Here is a 25,373-nt window from a genome sequence, read left to right on the forward strand (position 1 = left end):
TACGCCGCATCCGTAAGGCGGCAAAGCCGCCAACGGCTGCGCAGTCGCTGGGCTTCGATTTGGGTGCCGCCTGTAGCGGCACAGGATAAATAACAAATAAGGAGAGAATTACCATGCTGGACATTCGCTTTATCCGGGAGAATCCCGAGGCTGTAAAGGAAAACATCAAAAAGAAGTTCCAGGAGGAAAAGCTCCCCCTGGTGGACCAGGTCCTGGCCCTGGACGAGGAAAACCGCGCCGCGATGTCTGAGGCCAACGAGCTCCGGGCCGCCCGGAACACCCTGGCCAAAAAAGTGGGGATGCTCATGGGCCAGGCCAAGAAGGACCCCTCCAAGCTGGCCGAGGCCGAGGAGGCCAAGGCCCAGGTGAAGGCCAACGCCGGCCGGCTGGCCGAGCTGGAGCAAAAGGAGGCCGAGCTGGCCGCGCAGATCAGGAAGATCATGCTGGTCATCCCCAACATCATTGACCCCTCCGTCCCCATCGGCCCCGACGATTCAGCCAACGTGGAGGTGGAGCGCTTCGGCGAGCCCGTCACCCCCGATTTTGAGATCCCCTATCACACCGAGATCATGGAGCGGTTCAACGGGGTGGATATGGACGCCGCCGGCCGGGTCTCCGGCAACGGCTTCTACTACCTGATGGGCGACGTGGCCCGCCTCCACGAGGCGGTGCTGGCCTACGCCCGGGACTTTATGGTCGGCAAGGGCTTCACCTTCTGCATCCCCCCCTTCATGATCCACGGCAACGTGGTGGAGGGCGTCATGAGCCAGACCGACATGGAGGCCATGATGTATAAAATTGAGGGGGAGGACCTGTACCTCATCGGCACCAGCGAGCACTCCATGATCGGCAAATTTATCGACCAGATCATCCCCGAGGACTCCCTGCCCCAGACCCTCACCTCCTACTCCCCCTGCTTCCGGAAGGAGAAGGGCGCCCACGGCATTGAGGAACGGGGGGTTTACCGCATCCACCAGTTTGAGAAGCAGGAGATGATCGTGGTCTGCCGGCCCGAGGACTCCATGGCCTGGTACGAGAAGATGTGGCGGTTCTCGGTGGAGCTGTTCCGCTCTCTGGACATTCCCGTCCGCCAGCTGGAGTGCTGCTCCGGCGATCTGGCCGATCTGAAGGTAAAATCCTGCGACATCGAGGCCTGGTCCCCCCGTCAGCAAAAGTATTTTGAGGTTTGCTCCTGCTCCAATCTGGGTGACGCCCAGGCCCGGCGCCTGAAGATGCGGGTCAAGGGCGAGAAGGGCACCTACCTGCCCCACACCCTGAACAACACCGTGGTAGCGCCCCCCCGTATGCTCATCGCCCTGCTGGAGAATAACCTCCAGGCTGACGGCAGCGTAAGGATTCCCAAGGACCTCCAGCCCTACATGGGCGGCCTGGAGGTCATGCTTCCCAAGCAGTAAGCCCACAACACAACGATGGAAAAGGCGGTATATCATGAGTATTTTTAACTTCTTCTCCCGGGATGACGATGATGAGGAAGAGCTGATGCAGGACCCTGCGGACCGAGTGGGCCGCCAGCCGGACAGCGCCCCCTCAGGAGAGCTGTATGAGGGAATGCGTCTGGATGTGATGACCAGGGAGGGCGACCCCCTGCTCTCCGGACGGATCGTCAGCCGCACAGAGGACACCCTGACTCTGGGCCGCCTGCCCGGCGAACTGTCCTTTAAGGTCAGCACCCTGGGCAGCGAGGTCAGCCTCAGCGGCTATGACAAAAAGCTGCTGCCCATCTGCCTGAGCGCCACGGTCCAGGAGTCCACCCGCACCTCCCTCGTCCTGAAAAATCTGAAAATAGAGCGGCACGCGGAGAACCGGGAGACCTTCCGGCTGCCCTGCAACGCCCCCCTGTCCCTCTACCGAAAGGACGACGAGAACTTTAGAAATCCGGAGGCCTGCCAGCTGGTTAACATCAGCATCGGCGGCTGCTGCCTCCAGTCGGAGTATATCCATATGGAGGACGAGGTCGTCCGCATCCGGGTGAAACTGGAGGACTACGCCCCCCTCACCTTTCTGGGACAGATCGTCCGCTGCACTGAGCACACCCCCGGCGTGTTCTGGTATGGCATCCTCTTTGCCCAGCTCACCGAGCAGGAGATTACCTCCCTGAACAAGACCCTCTATAATCTGCAAATGGGCATCAGAGACACCCACCTGCGCACAGAGGAGGGCAGCTGGTTCAACAGCGGCTACAAAAAGGACAGGTAAGGAGGCAGCGGCATGAAAAAATTTATGGAAGAGTTCAAGCAGTTCATCTCCCGGGGCAATGTGATGGATATGGCCGTCGGCGTGATTATCGGCGGGGCTTTCAGCAGCATCACCACCTCCCTGATTAACGACATCGTCATGCCCCTGCTTGGTATCCTCACCGGCAGTATCTCCTTCGCAGAGCTGCACGTTACCATCAACGGGGCTGAGATCGCTTACGGCAACTTCATCCAGGCGATTTTCAACTTCCTGATTATGGCCTTTGTGGTGTTCTGCCTGATTAAGGCCATCAACCGCTTCCACCGCAAGAAGGAGGAGGCCCCTCCCGCTCCCCCCGAGCCCTCCAACGAGGAGAAGCTGCTGGCTGAGATCCGGGACCTGCTGAAGGAGAAGGGGAATGCCTGAGGACAAGCGCAAGACAGAGCAGGAGCGGGGTTACACCCCCGCCTCCCCGGTAAAGCGGACCCTGGCCTGGATCGGCCTGGTCTATATGGTTATCCTGCTGGCCCTGACCACCTACTTCTACTTCACCGGCGCCGGCCTGGGCAATCTGGGTCCCTTGCTGGCCGTCCCCGGGCTGATCGGCCTGGGAATCGTCTCCCTGGTGTCCTGGAAAACCACCGGGAAATTGGGCAGGCTGCCCGCTATCGCCCTGGCAGCTGTCTGTTGGCTGCTGGCCGCTGCCACGCTGCCCATCGGCATCGCCGGGCTGATGTCCAACTTCGGAGGCTGAGCTATGGAAGAAATTATTTCCGCCGGACTGGAGGAGCTGGGGCTCACCGGCCGCGTCCCAGAGGACGCCCCCGCCCAGCTGGCCCAATACGGACAAATGCTTCTGGAGAAAAATCAGGTAATGAACCTCACCGCCATCCGGGAGCCGGAAGGAGTGGCCCGGCTACACATGCTGGACTGCGCCGCCCTCCTCAAGTTCTGCGATTTTGAGGGCAAGACCCTCATTGACGTGGGCACCGGGGCGGGCTTTCCGGGGATGGTTTTGAAAATCCTGGTCCCCTCTCTGCGCATCACCTTCCTGGACTCCCTGGCCAAGCGGCTGGACTGGCTCTCAGAGGTCTATGAGGACCTGGGCTGCATAGACAGCATCACCGCCTTCCACGGCCGGGCAGAGGAATTTGCCGCCCCACTAATGGGCTATCGGGACAGCTTCGACCTTGTCACCGCCCGGGCGGTGGCCGACCTGCGGGTGCTGTGTGAGCTGTGTCTCCCCTTTGTAAAGGTGGGCGGACAATTTCTGGCTATGAAGTCCACCAACAGCGACTCGGAGTTGGCCGAGGCGGCCCACGCCATTCAGCTCCTGGGGGGCAGGGTGGCCGGGATTCACAACTACCTCATCCCCGGAACAGAGATCACCCACCGCCTGATTGTCATCCAAAAAATGGCTCCCACCCTGAAGGGCCACCCCCGCCGGTGGGCTAAAATCCAGAAGGAGCCGCTGTAGGCAGGTTTTTCAGGAGAAATCCGGAAAATTGTAAATTTTTTCTAAAATATGTTTCAAAAATAGTTGACAGGCCATAGGTTTTTGCTATATTATTTCTTTGCAGCAAGGAGGTCGTTTCCATGGGCACCGTAATTGCCATCACATCGGGAAAGGGCGGCACCGGCAAGACCTCCATCACCGGCGGCGTGGCCGCCTGGCTGGCCCTCATGGGCCGGACCGTGCTGTGTGTCGATATGGACATCGGCCTGCGGAACCTGGACATTTCCCTGGGCCTCAACGACCGGGCCCTGATGGACTTTTCCGACGTGGCCCTGGGGCGCTGTCCCTTAGCCAGAGCGGCGGTGGACCACCCCAACCTGAAGGGGCTGTCTCTGCTCACCTCCCCCATGGCGCTGCCGGCCAGCCTCACCCCGGAAAAGATACGCTATATGCTGGACACCGCCCGGGACATGTACGACTATATCCTCATCGACTCCCCCGCCGGCCTGGGCGTCGGCTTCCGGCTTGCCACCTGCGGGGCCGACCGGGTCCTGGTGGTATCCACCAACGACGCCTCCTCCCTGCGGGACGCCCAGCGCACAGTGGCCGAGCTGGACCACATCCGTCAGGTCCATCTGGTCATGAACCGAATCCAAAGCAAGCTGCTGCGCAGGCTGCGCGCCACCATTGACGACGCTATGAACACCGCCGGCCTGCCCCTTGTGGGGGTGGTGCCGGAGGACCCTCAGGTCATCCTTTGCGCCAACCTGGGCCAGCCCCTCACAAGCCGGGGGCAGCGGGGAGCCTCGCTGGCCTGCCGGAATATCGCCAGGCGGCTGGAGGGCCAGCGCGTGCCCATCATGCGCATCCGATAGAAGCCATTCAGCATACTAAGGAGGTATTGACGCCATGAATATTGCTGTTATGAGCCATACCAAAAAGCAGGAGCTGATGGTGCAGTTCTGCACCGCCTACTGCGGCGTTTTATCCAAGCACTCTGTCTGTGCCACCAATGCCACCGGACGTATGGTTGCGGAGGCCACCGGCCTGCCCGTTCAGCTCTTCCTGTCCCATGAGCACGGGGGGATCGAGCAGATCGGCCAGCGCATCATCTATAACGAAATCGACATGGTCCTTTTCTTCAACTCCCCCCAGGACAATGAGATGGACAAGGATGTGCTCTATATCACCCGCCTGTGCGACCAGCACTCCGTCCCTGTGGCCACCAACGTAGCCACCGCCGAGCTGCTCATCCACGGCCTGGCCCGGGGCGACTTGGACTGGCGGGAGGGGATGAACCCCAACCGTGTTCCCTTTTCCCTGTAAGACTGGCCCCAACGTGGGCGCTCTCGTCCCCGCGCCGGGATGGGAGCGCCTGTTTTTGTGAAAGTGAGGAAGATCCGATTATGGCAAAATTACAGCCCCGCACACTGTCCGGCTTTATGGAGCTGCTGCCCCAGCGGCAGGTCCAGTTTGACCGGATGCTGGCTATTATTCGCCAGTCCTTTTCCCTGTACGGCTTCACTCCCCTGGACACCCCCCTCATCGAGGCCAGCGAGGTCCTGCTGGCTAAAGGCGGCGGCGAGACGGAGAAGCAGATCTACCGCTTCACCAAGGGGGACTCCGACCTGTCCCTGCGCTTTGACCTCACCGTCCCTCTGGCCAAGTACGTAGCCCTGAACTACAGCAGGCTGGCCTTTCCCTTCCGCCGGTTCCAGATCGGCAAGGTCTACCGGGGGGAGCGGGCCCAGCGGGGCCGATTCCGGGAGTTCTATCAGGCGGATATTGACGTGATCGGCGACGGAAAGCTGGATATCTCCAACGAGGCGGAGATTCCCTCCATCATCTACCGCACCTTCACCGCTCTCGGCCTGAAGCGGTTTCAGATTCGGGTAAACAACCGGAAGGTCCTCAACGGCCTGTTCGCCGTACTGGGTCTGGAGGCCCAGGCCGGAGAGGTGATGCGTACCATCGACAAGCTGGAAAAGATCGGTCCGGAAAAGGTCAGGACTATTTTGGTGGATGACCTGGGCGTCCAGGCCGCCAGTGCCGATCAGCTGCTCGCTCTGCTGGCTGTAGAAAACCCCCTCGATGAGCTGAGGGCGATCCGGAGCAAGGACGAGCTCCTTCACCAGGGCGTGGAAGAGCTGGAGACGGTTGTGAAGAACCTGAAGGCCTTCGGCGTCCCGGAGGACCACTTCAAGGTGGATTTAACCATCGCCCGGGGGCTGGACTACTACACCGGCACCGTCTACGAAACCACCATGCTGGACCACCCGGAGATCGGCTCCATCTGCTCCGGGGGCAGATATGATAACTTGGCGGAATATTATACCGATAAACAACTCCCCGGCGTTGGAATTTCCATCGGTCTGACCCGCCTGTTCTTCGTTTTGGAGGACCAGGGCTATCTCAATGACGCCCTGAACACCGCCCCCGCCGACGTGCTCATCCTCCCCATGACCGACGACCTGAGCCCGGCCATTGAGCTGGCGACCAGCCTGCGAGCCTCGGGAATCCGGGCGCAGCTCTACAGCGAACAGAAAAAATTCAAACAGAAAATGGCCTACGCAAACAAATTGGGCTTCCAATATGTGGCTATCCTGGGGGAGGACGAGATTAAGCAGGGGAAAATTTCCTTAAAGGATATGGACTCCGGCGAGCAGCTCCTCCTTACCAAAGAGGAAGTTAAGAGTGAAATATTTACCCACACCGATTTGAAGAGCGGTGCAAAGCCCATCCGGGAAGTGTAAGGAGGGCCACGCTATGGAGACGTTGGACACCCTCTACCCCGCCTTCTGCCTGGCAGACTGTCAAAGAATAGACCTCATAGCCGACAACAGCCCCTACCCTGTCCCCATGCGGAAGGTGACCCTCCAGTCCGTCCAGCAGGGATTCCGGGAGGTCATGGAACTGTTGGAGGGCCGAAGCTACCGTCGCTCCGCTCTGCGCCGGATATCAGACAGGCTCCTAAAGGGCCACACCTGGCGGGAGGGGGATTTCCGTTGGGACATCAACCTCCGCTGGAAGGACGGGAGGAGCCTCCTGCTGCGAAACTTCTTCGGTCGATTATCTTGGCACGGCGGCGGGGTCTGGCATCCGGTGAGCACCAACGATCAAAAGGCATTCCTCCAGCAGACGCTGGATCTGATTCTCAGGCTGGAGGGCGAATCCAGAGCGGATTGATCCCAAATCGTTATTTATTTCATGTATAACTCCATTGCAGCGCGCCTAGCAGCTGTACCTTATAAGCAGATATTTGACACAAACAGATATATATATGATAAATAATACAAATAGGAGTTGATTTTATGGGTGACACAAGCACCTTTTACCGTACCCACACCTGTGGGGAGCTGCGCATCGAGCAGGTGGGCCAGGAGGTAACCCTGGCCGGCTGGATGGAGAACGTCCGCGTCGTGTCGGGCAATCTGGCCTTCCTGGTCCTCCGGGACTTCTACGGCACCACCCAGGTGGTGCTGGAGACGGAGGAGATGATCCAGACCGTCAAGGAGCTGAACAAGGAGACAGTCATCTCGGTCACCGGTGCCGTCCGGGAGCGGGACAGCAAAAACCCCAAGCTGCCCACCGGCGACATTGAGGTGGTCCCCGCCAGGATCGAGGTACTGGGCCGCTGCCGCCACAATGAGCTGCCCTTCCCCATCAACCGCTCCCGGGAGGCGGACGAGTCCGCCCGGCTGAAGTACCGCTATCTGGACCTGCGCAACCTGGAGGTGAAGGACAACATTGTCCTGCGCTCCCAGGTGGTGTCCGCCCTGCGCTCTGCCATGACGGACCACGGCTTTCTGGAGATCACCACCCCCATTTTGACCGCCTCCTCCCCCGAGGGCGCCCGGGACTACCTGGTCCCCTCCCGGAAGCACCCGGGCAAATTCTACGCCCTGCCCCAGGCTCCCCAGCAGTTCAAGCAGCTGCTCATGGCCTCCGGCTTTGACAAGTACTTCCAGATCGCCCCCTGCTTCCGGGACGAGGATGCCCGGGGCGACCGCTCCCCCGGCGAGTTCTATCAGCTGGACATGGAGATGGCCTTCGCCAGCCAGGAGGATGTGTTCGCCGTCCTTGAGGACGTCCTGCCCCCCATCTTTGCCAAATACGGCAAGTACAACACCGCCTCTCAGGCCCCGTTCAGGCGCATCCCCTACCTGGAGGCCATGGAGAAATACGGCACCGACAAGCCCGACCTGCGCATCGACCTGACGGTACAGGACGCCACCGCTCCGCTGGCCTCCTGCGGCTTCGGCCCTTTCGAGAACCAGACCGTGAAGGCGGTGGTAGTCTCCGGCTTCGAGGGCACCCGCAAGCAGATCGACAAGCTGTGCGCCGATGTGGAGGTCCAGACCGGCCATAAGGCCTACTGGTTCCGCCTGGACGAGAAGGGCGAGGTTGTGGGCGGCATCGCCAAGTTCGTCCAGCCCATCAAGGACCAGGTGGCGGAGGCACTGAGCCTCACTCCCGGATGCTTTGTGGGCCTCACCGCCGGAGCCAGGGGCGCGGCCCAGAAGACGGCAGGCGTGCTGCTGAAGGCGCTGGGGGCCTTCTGCCCCGCCCACATGGACAAGGAGCGCTACGAGTTCTGCTGGATTGTGGACTTCCCCATGTACGAGATTGGCGAGGAGTCGGGCGGGCTGGAGTTCTGCCACAACCCCTTCTCCATGCCCTCCGGCGGACTGGAGACAGTGGAAAAGGCCATCAAGGGGGAGATCGACCCCCTGTCCATCACCGCCTTCCAGTACGACCTGGTGTGCAACGGGGTGGAGCTCAGCTCCGGCGCGGTGCGCAACCACAACCCGGAGCTCATGGTCAAGGCCTTCTGGATGGTGGGCCTGGAGGAGGAGGACGTGCGGAGCAAGTTCCCCGCCATGTACAACGCCTTCACCTACGGCGCGCCCCCCCACGCGGGCATCGCCCCTGGAGTGGATCGGATGGTGATGCTCCTGTCCGGGGAGGACTCCATCCGGGAGGTCATCCCCTTCCCCATGAACAAAAACGCCCAGGACCTGATGATGGGGGCCCCGGGCACAGTGGAGCAGAAGCAGCTGGACGAGCTGAACATCGCCATCACCAAGACGGAGGAAGAATAAACAGGGGCCTGCCCCCTCAAAGGCGGGCTGCCCTCTACGGAGACCGCTATGAAATATTATCTTGCCCTTGTACTCACCGCCCTGCTGCTGGCCGGCTGCGCCTCCGGAGGCGCTCCGGCGGCAAGCAGCACGCCTCCTCCCTCCCCTCCCACGGAGGATCAGGCGGTTTTTGCCCCCGTCGAGCCTCCGGAGCCTGAACCGGAGCCCGACCCCCGGCAGGAGGCCATTGACACGCTGCTCTCCCTCATGACGACGGAGGAGAAGGTTGGCCAGCTCTTTTTCGCCCGCTGTCCCGCAAACGACTATGGAGGCGAAATCGCGGCGGAATATCTCCTGGGGGGCTACCTCCTCTTCGGCCGGGATTTTAAGGACAAGACCGCCCAGGAGGTGCGGGATCAGATTTCCATCTATCAGGCGGCCAATCACCTCCCCATGCTCATCGGCGTGGACGAGGAGGGGGGCACGGTGGTCCGGGTGAGCGCCAACCCCCAGCTGCGTGAGAGGCGGTTCTCCTCCCCCCAGAAGCTGTACCAGCAGGGCGGGCTGGAGGCCGTGCTGGCCGACTGCCGGGAAAAGGACGAGCTGCTCCGCTCTCTGGGGATCAACGTCAACTTTGCCCCGGTGGCCGACCTGTCCACCAACCCCAAGGACTTCATCTACCCCCGCGCCCTGGCACAGAGCGCGGAGGAAACCAGCTCATATATTTCCGCCGTAGTGGACCAAATGGGGGCGGACAACATGGGCAGTGTGTTAAAGCACTTCCCCGGCTACGGCCCCAACAAGGACACCCACACCGGCTCCGCCCTGGATACCCGGCCCCTGGAGACCCTTCGGGGGGAGGACTTCCTCCCCTTCCAGGCGGGCATTGAGGCTAGTGGCGGGACCACCGCCGTGTTGGTATCCCACAACGTCATTCAGGCGCTGGACCCGGAGCGCCCCGCCTCCCTCTCCCCCGCCGTGTACCAAATCCTCCGGGAGGAGCTGGGCTTCGACGGTCCCGCCCTCACCGACGACCTGGCTATGAAGGCCATCACTCAATACGCCGGGGAGCAGGGACAGTCCCCCGCCGTGCTGGCTCTGGCCGCCGGGTGCGACATGGTGGTCACCACCGACTTTCAGGCTCAGATCCCCCAAGTCCTGGCCGCTCTGGAGGAGGGAAGCCTCTCCCGGGAGCGGGTTGACGAGGCCGCCGCCCGGGTGCTGTGCTGGAAATACAATCTGGGGCTGATTACTTAAAAAAGAGGACTGCCTGGCAGTCCTCTTTGTATTTTATATTGCTTATAAAACTGACCGGATTTTATCCGCCTATCATCAGCATCAGGATGGGCAGCGTCACAAAGCAGCCCAGAATGGACAGACAGGCCCCGGTGGCGGCGTACTCCTCGTCAGCGCCGTAGGCCCCGGCCATCACCGTCACCTGACTGACCACCGGCAGGGCGCTCTCCACCAGAAAGACATCTCTCACCAGGCCCTCCAGACCAAAGAGGCGGCAGAAAACAAGACAGACCGCCGGCGCGGCCACCAGCCGCAGCACCAGCATGGCGGGCAGGCCGGGCAGCAGCCGCAGATTTTTCAGGCCCACCTCATAGACAATAAATCCGCAGTAGATCAGGGCCAGAGGGGACACGGTGTCGCCAATATACTTGGCAAAGCGCATCACCGGCCCGGGCAGCTCCGCTCCCAGCAAAAGCAGCACCACAGCAGCCAGCACCCCCAGAATGGGGGGCTTGGTCAGGGTCTCCCAGAGGAAACGGGCTGGGCTGCCCCCTTCCCTCTCCCGGTCCCCCGACCAGCTGATGAGAATCGTGCCCACCGACTGGAGGAAGCTGGTATTGCCCAAATAGTAGATCATGATAAAGGGCATGGCCTCCTCGCCAAAGAGCTGGGTACAGACGGGAATGCCGATAAACAGGGTGTTGGACAGCCCGGCCATAGCCACAAAGACACCCCACCGCCGTTTCGGCAGGCGGAGCAGGGCGGCCGCGCCCACTGACAGCAGCAGGGTGGCTCCCACCCCCAGCAGAGCGGAAGCCAGCTGCACCCCCGCCTGGACCAGGTTGTCCCGGTCCAGGTTATTCAGCAGACCCACGATGCAGTTGGCGGGTACTGCGATGTTGATGATAAACTTTCCTAAAAACTTCTTTTCTCCGGCGGCCATCCAGCCCAGGCGGCCCATAAGATAGCCCACCGCCATCAGCAGCATCAGCACCAGACAGGCCGACACCGCGTTCATAAAGCCAGCCATCAGCTCTGGGCCTTCCCGCCGCCCTTGTTAGGACGGCGCCTCCGGCGGCGGCTGTTGGGGCGGCGGACTCCCGCGCCTTCAGCCCGCTCCTCCTGGGGCGCCGCTGTCTCCGGCGGCTGGCCGGACTCACCGCTCCCCCGGCTCCGGCGGCTCCGGTTCCGGCGGTTCGGCCGACGCTCCTCCTCCGGAACAGGCTCCCTCCGCTCCCGGCTGGGGAAGGCCGCCTCAATGGCGGCGGCCAGGGAGGCCTCCTCAGTCACAGTCTCCCCCTCCTCTACCCGGCGCAGCTTGGCCAGCTCCTCCAGAGGGGGCTCCACATAGCCCTCGGGCCGCCGGCCCTTCCCGCTGCGGACCACGCACAGCTCACAGTTGTGGTAGGTCCTGGGGGTCTCCGGGTCGGACTCCAGCCGCACCTGAGCGGTCTGGCGCAGCAGGTTGATCCCGCACACCGTCCCCGCCCCGTCGGGGGTCTCCACAAAGGACTCCTGCTTGGGGGCGTGCTTCACCAGGTCCTCATAGGCCTCCTGCTCATACTTCAGGCAGCACATCAGCCGCCCGCAGGTGCCGGAGATCTTGGTGGGGTTGAGGGACAGATTCTGTGTCTTGGCCATTTTGATGGACACCGGCTGGAACTCGTCCAGGAACTGGGCGCAGCAGAAGGGCTTGCCGCAGATGCCCAGGCCGCCCAGCAACTTTGCCTCGTCCCGGACGCCGATCTGCCGCAGCTCAATGCGGGCGTGGAGGGTGCCGGCCAGATCCTTCACCAGGGCCCGGAAATCCACCCGGCCCTCGGAGGTAAAGTAGAACAAAATCTTGCTGCCGTCGAAGCCGTACTCCGCGCTGACCAGCTTCATGTCCAGGCCGTGCTCAGCAATCTTTTGCTGGCAGATGGACATGGCCCGCTTCTCCCGGTCCCTGTTCTTCTCCACCGTTTTGGCGTCCTCCAGCGTAGCCAGGCGCACCACCGGGCGCAGAGGAGCGGTGAGCTCGATCTCGTCGATCATGGTGTTTCCCTGGACACAGTGGGCGTACTCCGTCCCCTTGGTGGTCTCCACAATGACCCCGTCTCCCACCTGGAACTGGATTCCCTTGGGATTAAAATAGTATTCCTTGCCGCCGTTCTGGAAACGGACGCTGATAATCTCTACCATAGGTATTTTCTCCTCAATATATCGCAATTTGTAAACTAACTCAGGTGGCTTCAAACATTCCCGCGCACAGCCAGCCGGACAGCTGTCCGGCACTGACATTGAGCCGGGCGGCCCCTCTCAGCTGCTTTACCAGCTCCGCCGCCCGCAGCAGCCTGCGCCGGTCCCCGGCCCGGACAGCCCGGCTCCCCAGCTCCATCCAGAGGTCGTCCAGCAGGGCGGACAGCTCCTCCCGCTTACCCTCCATAGACAGGGCGGCCTCCATCAGCTCCAGCTCCTCCGACCGCTCCAGGGCGTCGGCCAGCTTCTGTACCAGAGCCTGCCGCTCCGGGTCCGGGAGAACCTCCTCCCGCCCCACCGGAGACAGGGCCAGCTCCTCACACCGGGAGCGCACCGTCTGGAGCAGACCGCCGGAGCTGCCGGCAATCAGGAGAAAGGCGGCGTAGGGCGGGCCCTCTTCCAGCAGCTTGAGCATGGCGTTCTGAGCGGAGGGATTCATCCGGTCCGCCTCCTCCAGGAGGTACACCTTCCGCTCCCCCTCGTTGGGGCGGATGTAGGCGTCGGCCCGGAGCTGGCGCACCTGGTCCACCGTGATGGGCTTACCCGTCTCTGGGTCGGAAATGACCGACACATCGGGATGGACAGCCCTTTCCACCTTAATGCAGGGCCCGCAGCGCCCGCAGGGCTTCTCTCCCTGCCCGGTACACAGCATAGCCGCCGCCAGCAGCCGGGCCAGGGCGTGCTTTCCGGAGCCGGGAGGCCCGGAGAGGATATAGGCGTGAGACAGCCCCCGCTCTCCCTCCTGCCGGGACAGCTGGTCCTTCAGTTTTTCATTGCCTTTCAGGGCGGAAAGGTTCATATCGTGCCTCCATGTTCTTTCCTTTTTGCAAAAAGGAAAGAACCAAAGGAAAAACTTTCTGGAAAAACTTCGTTTTTCCTCTAGGTCTCAATAACGCGGACCTCTGACTGCATATTATACCCTATTTCCCGCAAATAGGCCAGTTCTTTTTTTGAAATTCGTTCCCCGGGGGCCACAACGGGGACGCCGGGGGGGTAGGGGGCGATCTGACAGGCGGCAATCTCCCCCTCGCAGTCCTCCAGGGGCCAAACCCGGCTAGGGGCGAAGAGGGCTTGCCGGGGGGAGATCACCCGCTCCGGGATGGGCGGGGCGGGGATGGGCGGGCAGTCCCCCATCATATCCCGCAGCCCCTCCAGCCGATCGGCCAGATAGGGGATGGCCTTCCCCGTGTCCTGACAGGTGCAGATAAAGACCACATGGCCCCCATCCTCCATCTCGGGGACATAGAAGTGCTTCCGCAGCGCCCGGACAAAGGCGGGGCCGTCCTTCACCTTCAGCACAAAGCGGGTGGGGTCCAGGGAGAAACCCCGGTAGGGCCGGTCGGTCAGGCTGGGGAATCTCTGCCGCAGCTCAGCCACCTGGACGGCGACCCACTGGTACTTCTCCGCCCCCCACCGCACCATCCAGTCCCGGACCACGTCCAGGGAGGCCATCATGGGGTAGGAGGGGCTGGAGGTGCCGAAAATGGAGGCGGTCCGCCGCACCAGGTCGGGGTCGAAGCCGCTGGCGAAGAGCAGGGCGGCCTGGCCCATGGCGGGGAGGGTCTTGTGGGCGGAGACGGTCACCACATCCGCCCCCCAGAAGGGGGCCAGCCCCAGAAAGGGCAGGTGAGCCCCGTGGGCCCCATCCACAAAGAGCCTTCCCCCGCGGGCGTGGACAATTTGAGAGATAGCCCCGATATTTGACAACACTCCGGCATAGGTTGGCGAGGTAATACACACTGTTTTCACATCCGGGTGCTCCTCCAGGGCCCGTTCCACCTCCCCCGGGGAGATGGGGCCGGGAAGATTTTCCGATTTCAGCCAGGGCCGCTCCAGCCAGACGGGTTCCAAATTCAGGAGGGCCAGGGCATTGAAGGCGGAGCGGTGACAGCTCCGGTCCATGAGCACCCTGTCCCCCGGACGGCAGCATAGGGCCAGCCCGGTGTGGACCCCCATGGTGGACCCCCCGGTGAGGAACTGGCACTGGTCAAAGCCGAACAGCTCCGCCCACAGGGCCTGGGCGGAGTCGAAGGGCTCACCGGCCTCGTAGAGGTTGCCCGTCTCGGGCAGCTCGGTCACGTCGATGGGGGCCATCCACCTCAAATCTGAGGGCTGATAGATGATCCCCTTGTGTCCCGGCATGTGGAAGCGGAAGGGCCCGCTGTCGGCGTAGCTGCGCAGTGCGTCGTAAAGGGGGGTTGGCATAGGATTACCTCCATAAAGTAGGGGGCGGCCTCTGCGCCGCCCCGCAATCCACAAAATCGCGGGGAATCGGGGCGGCACGGAGGCCTCCCCCTACAAGAAAAAGGCGGAAGGGTCGCCCCTTCCGCCTTTTTCTTATTTCTGATGGGGGGCGTAGGCTACCACGGTGCGGCGGTTGGGCTCCACGCCGGTGGAGTAGGTTGTGACGCCCTTGTAGTCCTGAAGGGCGGTGTGGATCACATGGCGCTCGTAGGCGTTCATGGGCTCCAGAGTCATGTTTCTCCGGTACTTGACCACCTTGCCCGCCACCTTCACGGCCAGCCGCTGGAGGGACTCCTCCCGCTTGGCCCGATAACCCTCGGCATCCACATGGATGCGCACCCGCTTGGACTGGCCCCGGTTGACGGTGTAGCTGGTGAGCTGTTGAATGGCGTCCAGCGTCTCGCCCCGGCGACCGATGATGGTGCCCAGGTCCTGACCCTGGAGGATCACCTTATAGTTGCCCTCGCTGGTGATAAAAATCTCGGGGGAGGCCTGAACATTCAGGTGCTCTATCAGGCCCACCAGGAAGGCGCGGATGCGGTTGGCCTTCTCGTCCTCGGGGCTCACGGGGTCCATCGTGACCGGCTCTCTGGGCGCGGAAACGCTGCCAATAAGCACCTCGTCGCCCTTTTGCAGCCGCTCCTCCGGGCGGGGACGGGGGCGGCGCTCAGGCCGGGGCTGGTTCCTTCTGGGTGGAGCCATGCCCGGCTTGGCGGCGAGAATGGTCTCCTCCGCCACAGGGGCGGCGGGGGCCTCCTCCTTTTTGGGGACCTCCCTGGGGACGGGCTTGGCCATCGGCTTGGCGGCAAGGACGGTCTCCTCCGCCACGGGGGCGAGTCGCTCCTGCTTGGGGGCAGGGGGAGCCTTGGGCTCCTCCTTCTTCTCGAGAACCTCGGTGGTGATGGGGCGGGCCACCCCGTCTACCTCCTGATAGCTCACCCGGACCTTGGCCGGGTTGCTGCCAAAGCCCAGAAAGCCGGACTTTGCCCGCTCAATCACTTCTACAGATACGTCGTCCCGGTCCAGGCCCAGCTGGAACAGAGCGGCGGAAATGGCGTCCTCCTCGGAGCGTCCGGTGGTCTCAATCCATTTCAACATCACTTAACCCTCCTTATCTTCGTCCTCGTCCACTTCAACCTCAATCTCCTCCACCTCAATCTCGACCTCCTCGGTAAGAAGCTCGGCGGGAGTCTCGGGCTGAACGGGGGCGGCAGTCAGCTGCTCCTCCACGGGCGGAACAGGGGTCTCAGGGGTCTCGGCGGTCTGGAGCTCCGGGGTCTCCTTCTTCTCCTCCGCCTTGGCGGGGGCGGATTTGCCCTTCTTCTTGCTCGCCTTGGCCGCCTCGATGGCGCGGAAGAGCTCGTCAGGGTCGGTGTAGGGGGTCACGCCGCCGTAGCGGCCGGGGATATAGGACCGGCCCCGGGCATAAGCCCGGATGCCCTCCCGGCTGTCCTCTCTGTTGACCCCCTCCTGGTCGGACTCCTCCTCCTTCTTCGGAGCGGGCTTCTTCTTGCCCCGGTTCTTTTTCTCCTCCTCAAGGCGGCGCTGGCGCTCCTGCCGGGCCTCCTCCTTGCGGCGCTTCTCCTCCTCCTTCTCCTCAGCCTCCCGGCGGGCGGAGGCCTCCCGGGCGGCCTCGTAGTCCTTTTTCAGCATCTTGCCGCAGATATACTCCTGGACCATAGTGACAAAGTACTGGGCAATCCAGTAGACAGACAGGCCGGCGGGGACGGTAAAGCCAATCCACAGGGACATAATGGGCATCATCCACAGCATCATTTTATTAGTGCTGTCCATCTGGGGATTTTTCTGCTCCCGGCTCATCTGGTTGGTGACCATAGACACCTTCATGGACAGGAAGGACACCGCCGTGGACACCAGAGGCAGGATAAACAGGCCGATAAAGCTCCATTCCAGCTTTCCGGTCCAGAATTTCCAGGTGGGGATATCGGCCAGATTGATGCCTAAAAACTCGAAATTCAGCACAAACAGGCTGTTGGCCCCGGTGGCAGCCTTGAGGACCTCCAGATTCTCCGGCTTGACCAGAGAGAGCAGGTACAGCTGGTTATAGGCCCCGTTCTGGAACAGGTTTTCCGCCTTTTCCATCACAGCGGCGGTCACCCAGCCGTTGGACACCGCCACCCTGGACCAGTCCAGCTGGGTGGCCAGGGTCTGAATCTGCTCGGCGGACATGCTCATAAAGTAAGTCAGGGGCTCACGGATAATGCCATAGAGGGCAATGAGCACAAACATGGGGATGAGGGACCACAGACAGCCCCCCATGGGGTTGACGTGCTCCTTCTCATAGAGCTTCTGGAGCTCCACATTGTAGCGCTCCCGGTCCTTGCCGTACTGCTTCTGGAGCTTTTTCATCTGCTCGGAGAGCATAGTGGTCTGAATCATGCTCTTCTTCTGCTTCAGCGTGACAGGGAACAGAATCAGCTTGACCACAATGGCAAACAGGATCAGGGCTATGCCGTAGCTGTTGAACAGGTTATAAAAAAACAGCAGCAGCCAGGCAAAGGGTTGTAAAATAATACCCACTAAGATTTACCTCCGCATATTTAAGGTTCTGTAGGGGCCGGCCTCTGCGCCGGCCCGCTCTTCTGAGGCAGAGCCATACTCGACAGCGGGGCGGCGCTTCAGGCCGTCCCCTACGGCACAGGGTCATATTCAATGGACTTCTGCCGGTGGAAGGGCTGGCACCTCGCAAGCCTGCGCAGGGCCAGCCAGCCCCCCTTGAAAACGCCATATTTCTCCACCGCCTCCAGGGCATACTCCGAGCAGGTGGGAATAAAACGGCAGCAGGGGGGGCGCAGGGGCGAGATGCTGCGCCGGTAAAACCGGATCAGGGCCAGAAGAAGAGTTTTCACTGCCGGCTGTCCCCTTTTGACGGGAGCAGTCCCAGCTTTTTTGTCAGCTGGCGGAAGCTGCGCACCAGCTCGGCGTGCCGGCCGTAGATTACCCGGGTGCGGGCCACGATAACAATATCATAACCGGGGAGCAGCTCACCCTCGTGGACGCGGTACAGCTCCCGAATACGGCGGCGGGCCCGGTTGCGCTTGACGGCGTTGCCCAGCTTGAGCCCGGTTGTGATGCCCAGCCGGCTCACCGGCCGGCCGGTTTTCCGGCAGTAGATGACGAAATAAGGGGAGACAGCACTTTTTCCCTTGTTGTACAGCCGGCGGAACTCGTGATTCTGTTTCAACGCGACAGTATGCTCCATGCCGTCCTCCGTAAAAAAGCGTATACGCACATAGAGGGCGGGGAATTTCTCCCACGCCCCTGTTTTGTGCCTATTAAAACTGTGTCCTCTTATCCCGCCCCGGCAGGACCCGGTCCGTTCTCACCTGAGCTTAATAAGTCAGGCGGGCGCGGCCCTTGGCGCGGCGGCGGGCCAGCACCTTGCGGCCATTGCGGGTGGCCATACGCTTGCGGAAGCCGTGCTCCTTGGAACGCTGGCGCTTTTTGGGCTGATAGGTACGAAGCATGGGGGACACCTCCTCATTTGAAATCAAGCCGGCTCTCCCGGCCCAACAACAGCTCCGGCTGAGAACAGGAGCTGCGGTCTGCAAAAGATACGCCTAGTATTATAGCGGATAAATGCGGCCGCTGTCAACCAAAATTTTATCTCCGCCGCCAGGATTTTTTCATTTTCTCACTGGATGCTATATCTTGTGACAGCTTTTTCTCTATCCACAAGGTATGCCCGCCCCGGGCGGCCGTCAGGAGGTGTATTTCTGAAGCACTGAGATAAACAGCCCCATATCCAGTGGCTTTGCCAGGTGGGCAGTCATGCCGTTTTTCAGCGCTGCCTCCTTGTCCTCCTCCATGGCGTTGGCCGTCATGGCGATGATGGGCAGGTCTTTCACATCCCTCCGGGGCATACTCCGGATAGTTCTGGTGGCCTCATAGCCGTCCATAATGGGCATCTGCACATCCATCAGGACCACGTCATAGTAGTGCTCCGGCGATTCAGTCATCATAGCCACCGCGTCGGTCCCGTCGGGGGCCGCCTCCACCTGGAAGCCGGCCTCCTGGAGAATCGCCTCCGCAATCTCCCGGTTGAGCTCGTTGTCGTCCACCAGCAGAACCCGTTTCCCGCTGAAATCGGCCTGGGTCCAGGGGGCCTCCTCCTCCTCTTCCTTCTCTATCAGATTATAGGCGGACAACAGGGCGGATTTCAAATCGGACATGAACATGGGCTTGGCGCAGAAAGCGGTGATCCCCGCGCCTCTGGCCTCCTCCTCAATATCCGTCCAGTCGTAAGCGGTGAGTATGATGATGGGCACGTCGCTTTTCACCGCCCGGCGAATTTGCCGGGCGGTATCCACACCGCTGAGCTCCGGCATCTGCCAGTCGATAATGTAGGTGCGGTATGGGTCCCCCTCCTCCTCCGCCTTTCTTGCCCGGTAAACCGCCTCACGGCCGGAGGCCGTCCACTCGGACCGAAGGCCAATCTCCTGGAGCATCTTGCTCACGCTGTCGCAGGTATTCAGGTCGTCATCCACCACCAGGGCCCGCAGCCCCTCCAGCTCTCTGATCTGGGCGGCGTTCTTCTCCACGTCCTGGAGCTTCAGGCTGATCTCCACGGTAAAGACGCTTCCTCTGCCGGGGGTACTGTCCACGTGGATGGTTCCGCTCATCATCTCCACAATGTTTTTGGTGATGGCCATACCCAGGCCGGTGCCCTGAATGCCGCTCTGCGTGGCGGTACTCTCCCGCTCGAAGGGGTCAAAGACGTGCTTGACAAACTCAGGCGACATGCCGATGCCGTTGTCCTTCACAATAAAGGTATAGTCCCCGTAGCCGTGGCGGAAGGTGGTCTTCTGGCTGATCCGGAAGGTGACCATCCCACCGGCGGGAGTGTATTTCACCGCGTTGCTCAGCAGGTTGATGAATACCTGATTCAGTTTCAGGGGGTCGGCGATGACGTCCTCATTGACCACCTCAAAGGTGTCGATAAACAGCTCCAGCTGCTTGGCCTTCACCTGGGGCTGTATGATATTCACCAGGTTGTGCATCAGCTCAGAGATGTTGCACTCCTGCTCCTTGATCTGCACCTTGCCGCTCTCGATGCGGCTCATATCCAGAATATCGTTGATGAGGCTGAGCAGATGGTTGCTGGAGGACAGCACCTTCTGTAAACAGTCCCGGACCTGGTCCTTGTTGTCAATGTGACTGACTGCAATAGTGGTAAAGCCTATGATGGCGTTCATAGGGGTACGGATGTCGTGGGACATATTGGACAGGAAGGTGGTTTTGGCCTGATTGGCGTGCTGGGCCTGCATCAGGGCGTCCTGAAGGGCCTGAGTCTGTTCCCTCTGCGCCCGGACCTGGTCCGTGATATCCCGGGACACCACCATCACCATAATATCTCCGGAGTCATCCTGGGTCATCACGAAGGACTGCCGCACACACATTTGCTCCTTCGTGGAGATTTGGCCCCAGTAGTCCGCAGTGACCTCAAGCTCCCCCTGTTCAAAGCGCTCCTTCAGATATTCCAGATTTGACACGGCCCGGTATTCCTTCAGTGACTCCTCCAGTACAAAGACCTCCCACTTCTGGAAGCACAGGGAGGCGGAGCAGGGCGCCTGGAGCCCCACCCGCTCCAGCAGGGAGACCTGCCGGCCATCTATGGTGCACACCACGTCGTGCTCAATCAGGTCCCGGGTCAGGTTGAACTCAAAGGTGCAGAAGGCGGCGGAGGTAATGGCGATCCGATACTGCCGCTCCTTGCGGTTCATGACGGACAGGGCCTTCTCACTTTGCAGCTCCCGCAGCTTCAGCTCCGTGATATTCTGCCGGACATACAGAATGCGGGTAACCCGGCCCTCCTCCCGCTGGAGGCACACCGCGATCAGATGCTCCCAGTCCTCCTTTCCGTCCCGGGATACATGGCACTCGTAGGTGAAAACATCCTGCTCTGAGAGAAGCGCCTGTATGGAATTGATCTCAAAGGTCCTCCGGAACCGCTCCTGATCCTCCTTCTCAATGATATCCAGAGCGTGAATCCGAACGATATCCTCATAGGGTCCCTCCATTCCCAGACTGCTGCTCAGGGGCCTGATTCCAGCCATATAGGAATATGTACCCTCCTCCAGATCCACCGTGAGGTAGCGGGAGGAGAAGAGGGTGTTCAATCCGTCCAGCACATAGCCGAACTGGGTATTCTCCTTTTCCAGCCGCTCCCGGCGCTTCCGGGCTCTGAGCAGAAGAACAAGGATATAGATGAGAAACAGGCATATGAGCATGATTTCCAACTGGATGCCCACCATATTTTCCGCCTGAATCATATTCTGAGTCACATTTTTGGGGAAGGTCTGCACCAGCACATATTCCCCATTGGACAGGTCCCGGACGCAGATGTTATCCGTCTTGCAGCCGTCCTCACAGAGGAAGGATCCGTCTGTGCCCGGGCGGTCAAACACCTCCTGAACAGCCTGAGCCGTCCTGGAGTCAATCACGCCGTCCGCCAGCAGACCGTCCACAAGCCTGGCCTCATAGCTTTGACTGTCGGAGCTGGCGATGACGGTTCCCTCCCGGGTGCACAGGAACACGGCGGCCTTCTCCCCGAAATAGCTGGTGGCCAGCATATTCCGCAGATAGTCCTCCGCAAGATAGAGGCCCAAGAGCATGCCGATGATTTTGCCGTCCCGCTCCACTGGAGCGTAAAACACCATCATCATCTGGCCTGTCAGTCTGGACTGAAAAATTACCTCCAGACCGCTCTTCCCCTGCATTCCCTGGATAAAGTAGTTCCGGTCACTGCTGTCGGAGATCTTTCCGCCTGAGGACAGGTTGACACCTTCTGCGTTAGTGAAGCGGATGGCGTCGAAGGAGGAGTGGGACTCCATTTCCTTTAAAAATTCCGCGTCAATCACAGAGTTTCCCTCGTCCGTGCTGAGCAGATAAGCATAGTTGCGGATTCGCAGCAGCGCGTTGTTAAACTCGCTTTCGATGCGCTCCGCGGTCTGCCGGGCGGAGTCTGCTGCATAGGTCTTGTTGCGCTCCTCAATCCTGCTGCTGTTCTGCGCCGTATACCAGAAAAACAGAAGTACAATGGCAAGCAGGAGAAAGGCTACATACACCATCTCCTGGGATATCTTCTTCCCCTTCACAATTCGCCCTCCTTACAACCTCCAGACCTTCCCGATCCCGCACGCATATAGAGCTTCTCTTAATGTATTATACGTCAAAGCGCCAGCCCCGTCAATATTTTGGTCTCTTTCTAAAATAAAAGAAGGGATATCCGCAAATTGACCTTGCTGTCTCTTCTCTTTTTTGGTATAATGGAAAGAGTGGAAATTTATGCGATTTTATACGCGGAAAGCGGCTGAGTCCCTTTTCCGTCAGTCATGAGGAGTGAAGGAAATGAACCCCGCCGCGGAAGTATGGGAAAAAGTAAAGGCACTGATGGGGGCGGAGATGACCGCCACCACTCTGAACACCTGGTTTGACGACGCCGAGGCCGTCGCCCTGGAGGAGAGCCGCTTCGTGCTGTACAGCCCCACCAGGTTCAAGCGGGATATCATCGCCGCCCGCTATATCGTCCCGATTCAAAACGCCCTCCACGAGCTCTTCTCCGCCGATTTTCAGGTCACCGTTCTCACCGAGGGAGAGCGGGAGGGCTTTCAGGAGACGGCCAAACAGAAGGTATTCCTCCCCGGCACCGAGGATTACACCTTCGAGCGCTTTGTGGTGGGCTCTTCCAACAAGTTCGCCCACGCCGCCGCCCGCAAGGTGGCCGAAAACCCCGGAGAGAGCTATAACCCCCTGTTTATCTTCGGCGAGTCCGGCCTGGGCAAGACCCATCTGCTCTATGCCATCGCCCACACCATCCACGCCAGCCACCCGGAGTATAAGGTCATCTACATCAAGGGGGACGCCTTCACCAACGAGCTGATCGCCGCCATCCGGGAGGGCCGGAACCAGGAGTTCCGGGAAAAATACCGGGGGGCCGACGTGTTCCTCATGGACGACGTGCAGTTCATCGCCGGCCGGGACTCCACCCAGGAGGAGATGTTCCACACCTTTAATACCCTCTACGAGCTTAAAAAGCAGATTGTATTCACCTCCGACCGCCCCCCCAAGGAGATGCTCCGCCTGGAGGACCGGCTGAAAACCCGCTTTGAGTGGGGCCTGCTGGCCGACATCATCCCCCCCGACTATGAGACGAGGATGGCCATCATCCGCAGCAAGTCCATCCGCATGGGGATGGAGCTGCCCGACTTCCTTATTCAGCTCATCGCCGAAAACATCACCGCCAACGTCCGGCAGATTGAGGGCACGGTAAACAAGATCATGGCCTATCAGGATCTGATTGGGGACACGGTGAACAAAAACACCGTCATCCGGGCGGTGAAGGACATCTTTAAGGAGAAATCGGATATCCTGCCCACCGCCGACGTAATTATCGACGAGGTGTGCAAGTTCTACAACCTGGAGCCCGACCTCCTCCGGGGCCAGGGCCGCTCCAAGGATATCTCCATGGCCCGGCAGATCGCCATGTATCAGATCCGCCGCATGACCAACCTGTCCCTGAAGGAGATCGGCGCGGAGTTCGGCGGCCGGGACCACTCCACCGTCCTCAACGCCCTGAACCGCATCGAGGGTCTGGTCAAAACCGACCCGGAGAAGGCGGAGATTATCAAGGATATCACCACCAATATCAACTCCCGGTACGAATAAGGCGCCCTCTCCCTACCGCCTCTGTCACTTCGCGACATCTCCCCCTGACAGGGGGAGTCGTCCGGGCAGGCATTCTTTTTCTCGAGAGAAAAAGAATCAAAAAGAGCTCTCCTGTTGTCCCATTATAATCTGACTTTCCACAAAAAATTGTGAATTATCTGTGGATGAATGTGGAGAAAAAAAGCTGCTGTGGAAAGCCGCCCGTTTTTCACCACACCCCCTGTTGAGACTTTTTTCTTAGAGCCGCAGCGCTTTGCGGCATCTTTCCACAAAATTTTTGCCTACGGACTACTGTTACTAAAAAATATCCTCTCCTCCTATTGCGGAGAGAGAAAGAGACTGGAGGAACTGTTATGAAATTCTCCTGCGAAAAGGCCCTGCTGTCCGCCGCCGTATCCGTCGCCTCCCGGGCGGTGGCCGCCAAGAGCTCCATCCCCGCCATGGAGGGTATCCTCATCGAGGCGGGAGAGTCCCTGCGCCTCACCGGCTACAACCTGGAGACGGGTATCCAGGCCGCCGTCCCCGCCGAAATCGTGGAGGGGGGCTCCCTGGTGCTGTCCGCCCGGCTCTTTGGGGAAATCGTCCGCAAGATGCCCGACGACGTGGTGGTATTCACCTCCCAGGGCTGTACAGTGAATGTGAGGTGCGGACTCAGCGAGTTCAACATTCTGGGCACCGACCCGGAGGAGTTCCCGGAGCTGCCCGCAGTGGACCAGCAGAACGCCCTGGTCATCGGCCAGCCGGTGCTGCGCTCCATGATCTCTCAGACTCTCTTTGCCGTCAGCGACAATGAGAGCCGGCCCGTCCACACGGGGTCTCTCTTTGAGGTTGACGGCTCCGGCCTCACTGTGGTCTCGGTGGACGGCTACCGTCTGGCCCTGCGCCATGAGGAGGTGGAGGACAAAAAGGGGGCGGATTCCTTCTCCTTTGTGGTGCCCGGCTCCGCCCTGGGCGAGGTGGAGAAGATCTGCTCCGGAGAGGAGAGCGTCACGGTAATTCAGGGGGCCCGGCACATCCTGTTCCAGACGGGGGACACCCTGCTGGTCTGCCGACGGCTGGAGGGGGACTTCCTGGCCTACAAAAACGCCATCCCCCGGAACAACACCGTCAAGGTGGAGGTGGAGGCCCGGGCTCTGCTCAGCTCCATCGACCGGGTGTCCCTGATTATCAGCGAAAAGCTCAAGTCCCCCCTGCGTTGCGTCTTTGGGGACGGGATGGTGGATATCACCACCAGGACCGCCATCGGCGACGCCGCTGACCAGTGTCCCATTTCCGGCGACGGCGGCGGGCTGGAGATCGGCTTCAATAACAAGTATCTGATGGATGCCCTCAAGGCCGCCCCCGCCGACAAGCTGCGCATGGAGTTCACCTCCGGGGTGGCCCCCTGCGTCATCCTGCCCGCCGAGGGGGAGGAGAACTTCACATATATGGTCCTGCCCGTAAGATTGAAGGCGAACTGATGGAGGTTTCACGTGGAACAAGCAGAAAGGCACCCTAACTGGATGAACTATCCCCCTCTGCTCCAGCTCTACCAGCAGGTCCGGGAGGCGGGAGTGGAGCTGGAGCCCGACCCGAAGTTTTTGGAGGACCCGAGACTTGGACGATATCAGGAGCACCGATTGAAAAATTTAGAGGTGCCACAAAGCATCAAAGATTTTCTGACGAAGGTAGGTCTGCCCGATCAATTTCGTCCTTTCCGCCTGCCCAGTGACGAGAGGAGCGGAAAGCATGTCTATCTTGGAACCCTGTTTTGGGTCAGCTGCCTGAGAAATGAGACAATCAATAAGAAAAAGTATCTGGTGATCGGAGAAAGTCGGGAATTTAGCCCGATTGTGTTCACCAGCGAGCGTGAAATGCCAGACGGGGCGAAGGAAAAAATTTGGAACTACTTCAAGGACGAACATGTCTCTTATGAGGTGGTGGAGCTGAAAACCGGGTCAGTGTGGACCTGGTATCACGACTCCTATGGTGACGAGCTGAGCTTTGTAAACAGCAGTCTGGAGCAATATCTGCTTTCTATGGCCTATTGGCAGAGCTTTTATCAGGATTTCTCAGAAAAAATTGAGAGCTATTTGAAGAAGAACAGGGATAAACGGGAGTGGGAGTATGTGGAGCGAAACCGAAAAAAGCTTTACGCCCCTTTTCTGGAATGTATGAGGACGCTGGATCCGCCGGCTCTGCGCAAGCGGATGACCATATGGAAGCGTTTGACTGACATCTCCCTGATTTGAGGT

At 60.4% G+C, this 25,373-nt stretch carries 24 protein-coding genes; 14 read left to right on the plus strand and 10 right to left on the minus strand.

What is annotated here, in order from left to right; all coding sequences use genetic code 11:
* The first annotated feature begins 113 nt into the window (after positions 1–113).
* From serS to D1641_RS01610, 11 genes are all read left to right on the plus strand, one after another.
* Positions 114–1,415, plus strand: a complete 1,302-nt coding sequence (gene serS / locus D1641_RS01560) for a serine--tRNA ligase (RefSeq protein WP_160662640.1) — start codon at positions 114–116, stop codon at positions 1,413–1,415.
* A gap of 34 nt (positions 1,416–1,449) precedes the next feature.
* The gene (locus D1641_RS01565; RefSeq protein WP_160662641.1) at positions 1,450–2,217 is read left to right on the plus strand and encodes a PilZ domain-containing protein; all 768 of its coding nucleotides are present in this window, start codon (positions 1,450–1,452) and stop codon (positions 2,215–2,217) included.
* A 12-nt stretch (positions 2,218–2,229) separates the two neighbouring features.
* A complete protein-coding gene (mscL, locus tag D1641_RS01570; RefSeq protein WP_160662642.1) occupies positions 2,230–2,622 on the plus strand; it encodes a large-conductance mechanosensitive channel protein MscL in 393 nt (130 codons plus the stop codon).
* The gene (locus tag D1641_RS01575) at positions 2,615–2,950 is read left to right on the plus strand and encodes a hypothetical protein (RefSeq protein WP_160662643.1); all 336 of its coding nucleotides are present in this window, start codon (positions 2,615–2,617) and stop codon (positions 2,948–2,950) included. Before mscL ends, D1641_RS01575 begins: the two co-directional genes overlap by 8 nt.
* Before the next feature lie 3 nt (positions 2,951–2,953).
* The gene (rsmG, locus tag D1641_RS01580; protein WP_160662644.1) at positions 2,954–3,673 is read left to right on the plus strand and encodes a 16S rRNA (guanine(527)-N(7))-methyltransferase RsmG; all 720 of its coding nucleotides are present in this window, start codon (positions 2,954–2,956) and stop codon (positions 3,671–3,673) included.
* A 119-nt stretch (positions 3,674–3,792) separates the two neighbouring features.
* The gene (locus D1641_RS01585; RefSeq protein ID WP_160662645.1) at positions 3,793–4,527 is read left to right on the plus strand and encodes an AAA family ATPase; all 735 of its coding nucleotides are present in this window, start codon (positions 3,793–3,795) and stop codon (positions 4,525–4,527) included.
* A gap of 34 nt (positions 4,528–4,561) precedes the next feature.
* Positions 4,562–4,978 (plus strand): methylglyoxal synthase, encoded by a 417-nt coding sequence (locus tag D1641_RS01590; protein WP_160662646.1) that lies wholly within the window; start codon positions 4,562–4,564, stop codon positions 4,976–4,978.
* Between the two features lie 80 nt (positions 4,979–5,058).
* Positions 5,059–6,405, plus strand: coding sequence for a histidine--tRNA ligase (gene hisS, locus D1641_RS01595; RefSeq protein ID WP_160662647.1), 1,347 nt, complete (start codon positions 5,059–5,061; stop codon positions 6,403–6,405).
* 13 nt (positions 6,406–6,418) lie between these two features.
* Complete coding sequence (locus D1641_RS01600) at positions 6,419–6,838, plus strand: hypothetical protein (RefSeq protein ID WP_160662648.1); 420 nt, start codon at positions 6,419–6,421, stop codon at positions 6,836–6,838.
* Between the two features lie 125 nt (positions 6,839–6,963).
* Positions 6,964–8,754, plus strand: coding sequence for an aspartate--tRNA ligase (gene aspS, locus D1641_RS01605; RefSeq protein ID WP_160662649.1), 1,791 nt, complete (start codon positions 6,964–6,966; stop codon positions 8,752–8,754).
* Between the two features lie 48 nt (positions 8,755–8,802).
* On the plus strand, positions 8,803–9,990 hold the full coding sequence (locus D1641_RS01610; RefSeq protein ID WP_160662650.1) for a glycoside hydrolase family 3 N-terminal domain-containing protein: 1,188 nt from the start codon (positions 8,803–8,805) through the stop codon (positions 9,988–9,990).
* A 61-nt stretch (positions 9,991–10,051) separates the two neighbouring features.
* Here D1641_RS01610 and D1641_RS01615 read toward each other — a convergent pair whose 3' ends face one another.
* The 10 genes from D1641_RS01615 to D1641_RS01660 form a co-directional block, all read right to left on the minus strand.
* Entirely contained in the window at positions 10,052–10,999 is a 948-nt protein-coding gene (locus D1641_RS01615; protein ID WP_160662651.1) for an AEC family transporter, read from the minus strand.
* Positions 10,999–12,150 carry a stage 0 sporulation family protein gene (locus tag D1641_RS01620; protein WP_160662652.1) on the minus strand — a complete coding sequence of 384 codons (1,152 nt, stop codon included), beginning with the start codon at positions 12,148–12,150 and terminating at the stop codon, positions 10,999–11,001. Before D1641_RS01620 ends, D1641_RS01615 begins: the two co-directional genes overlap by 1 nt.
* 40 nt (positions 12,151–12,190) lie before the next feature.
* Complete coding sequence (locus D1641_RS19635; protein ID WP_160662653.1) at positions 12,191–13,006, minus strand: AAA family ATPase; 816 nt, start codon at positions 13,004–13,006, stop codon at positions 12,191–12,193.
* An 80-nt stretch (positions 13,007–13,086) separates the two neighbouring features.
* Complete coding sequence (locus D1641_RS01630; protein ID WP_160662654.1) at positions 13,087–14,412, minus strand: beta-eliminating lyase-related protein; 1,326 nt, start codon at positions 14,410–14,412, stop codon at positions 13,087–13,089.
* A 132-nt stretch (positions 14,413–14,544) separates the two neighbouring features.
* Complete coding sequence (gene jag / locus D1641_RS01635) at positions 14,545–15,549, minus strand: RNA-binding cell elongation regulator Jag/EloR (protein WP_160662655.1); 1,005 nt, start codon at positions 15,547–15,549, stop codon at positions 14,545–14,547.
* A gap of 3 nt (positions 15,550–15,552) precedes the next feature.
* Entirely contained in the window at positions 15,553–16,992 is a 1,440-nt protein-coding gene (locus D1641_RS01640) for a YidC/Oxa1 family membrane protein insertase (RefSeq protein WP_347707363.1), read from the minus strand.
* A gap of 110 nt (positions 16,993–17,102) precedes the next feature.
* Positions 17,103–17,321, minus strand: a complete 219-nt coding sequence (gene yidD / locus D1641_RS01645) for a membrane protein insertion efficiency factor YidD (RefSeq protein WP_160662656.1) — start codon at positions 17,319–17,321, stop codon at positions 17,103–17,105.
* Positions 17,318–17,674 carry a ribonuclease P protein component gene (gene rnpA, locus D1641_RS01650; protein ID WP_160662657.1) on the minus strand — a complete coding sequence of 119 codons (357 nt, stop codon included), beginning with the start codon at positions 17,672–17,674 and terminating at the stop codon, positions 17,318–17,320. Before rnpA ends, yidD begins: the two co-directional genes overlap by 4 nt.
* Positions 17,675–17,804: 130 nt before the next feature.
* Positions 17,805–17,939, minus strand: coding sequence for a 50S ribosomal protein L34 (gene rpmH / locus D1641_RS01655; RefSeq protein ID WP_160662658.1), 135 nt, complete (start codon positions 17,937–17,939; stop codon positions 17,805–17,807).
* A gap of 234 nt (positions 17,940–18,173) precedes the next feature.
* Positions 18,174–21,569, minus strand: coding sequence for a response regulator (locus D1641_RS01660; protein ID WP_347707364.1), 3,396 nt, complete (start codon positions 21,567–21,569; stop codon positions 18,174–18,176).
* 253 nt (positions 21,570–21,822) lie between these two features.
* Here D1641_RS01660 and dnaA point away from each other — a divergent pair, with 253 nt between their 5' ends.
* The 3 genes from dnaA (at position 21,823) to D1641_RS01675 (ending at position 25,370) form a co-directional block, all read left to right on the plus strand.
* Positions 21,823–23,139: a chromosomal replication initiator protein DnaA gene (gene dnaA / locus D1641_RS01665; RefSeq protein WP_160662659.1), complete on the plus strand. Its 1,317-nt coding sequence runs from the start codon at positions 21,823–21,825 to the stop codon at positions 23,137–23,139.
* Positions 23,140–23,492: 353 nt separating this feature from the next.
* Positions 23,493–24,599, plus strand: coding sequence for a DNA polymerase III subunit beta (gene dnaN, locus D1641_RS01670; RefSeq protein WP_160662660.1), 1,107 nt, complete (start codon positions 23,493–23,495; stop codon positions 24,597–24,599).
* 12 nt (positions 24,600–24,611) lie between these two features.
* A complete protein-coding gene (locus D1641_RS01675; RefSeq protein WP_160662661.1) occupies positions 24,612–25,370 on the plus strand; it encodes an SUKH-4 family immunity protein in 759 nt (252 codons plus the stop codon).
* The last annotated feature ends 3 nt before the right edge of the window (positions 25,371–25,373 follow it).

This window comes from Colidextribacter sp. OB.20, assembly GCF_009911595.1.
Taxonomy (GTDB): domain Bacteria; phylum Bacillota; class Clostridia; order Oscillospirales; family Oscillospiraceae; genus Lawsonibacter.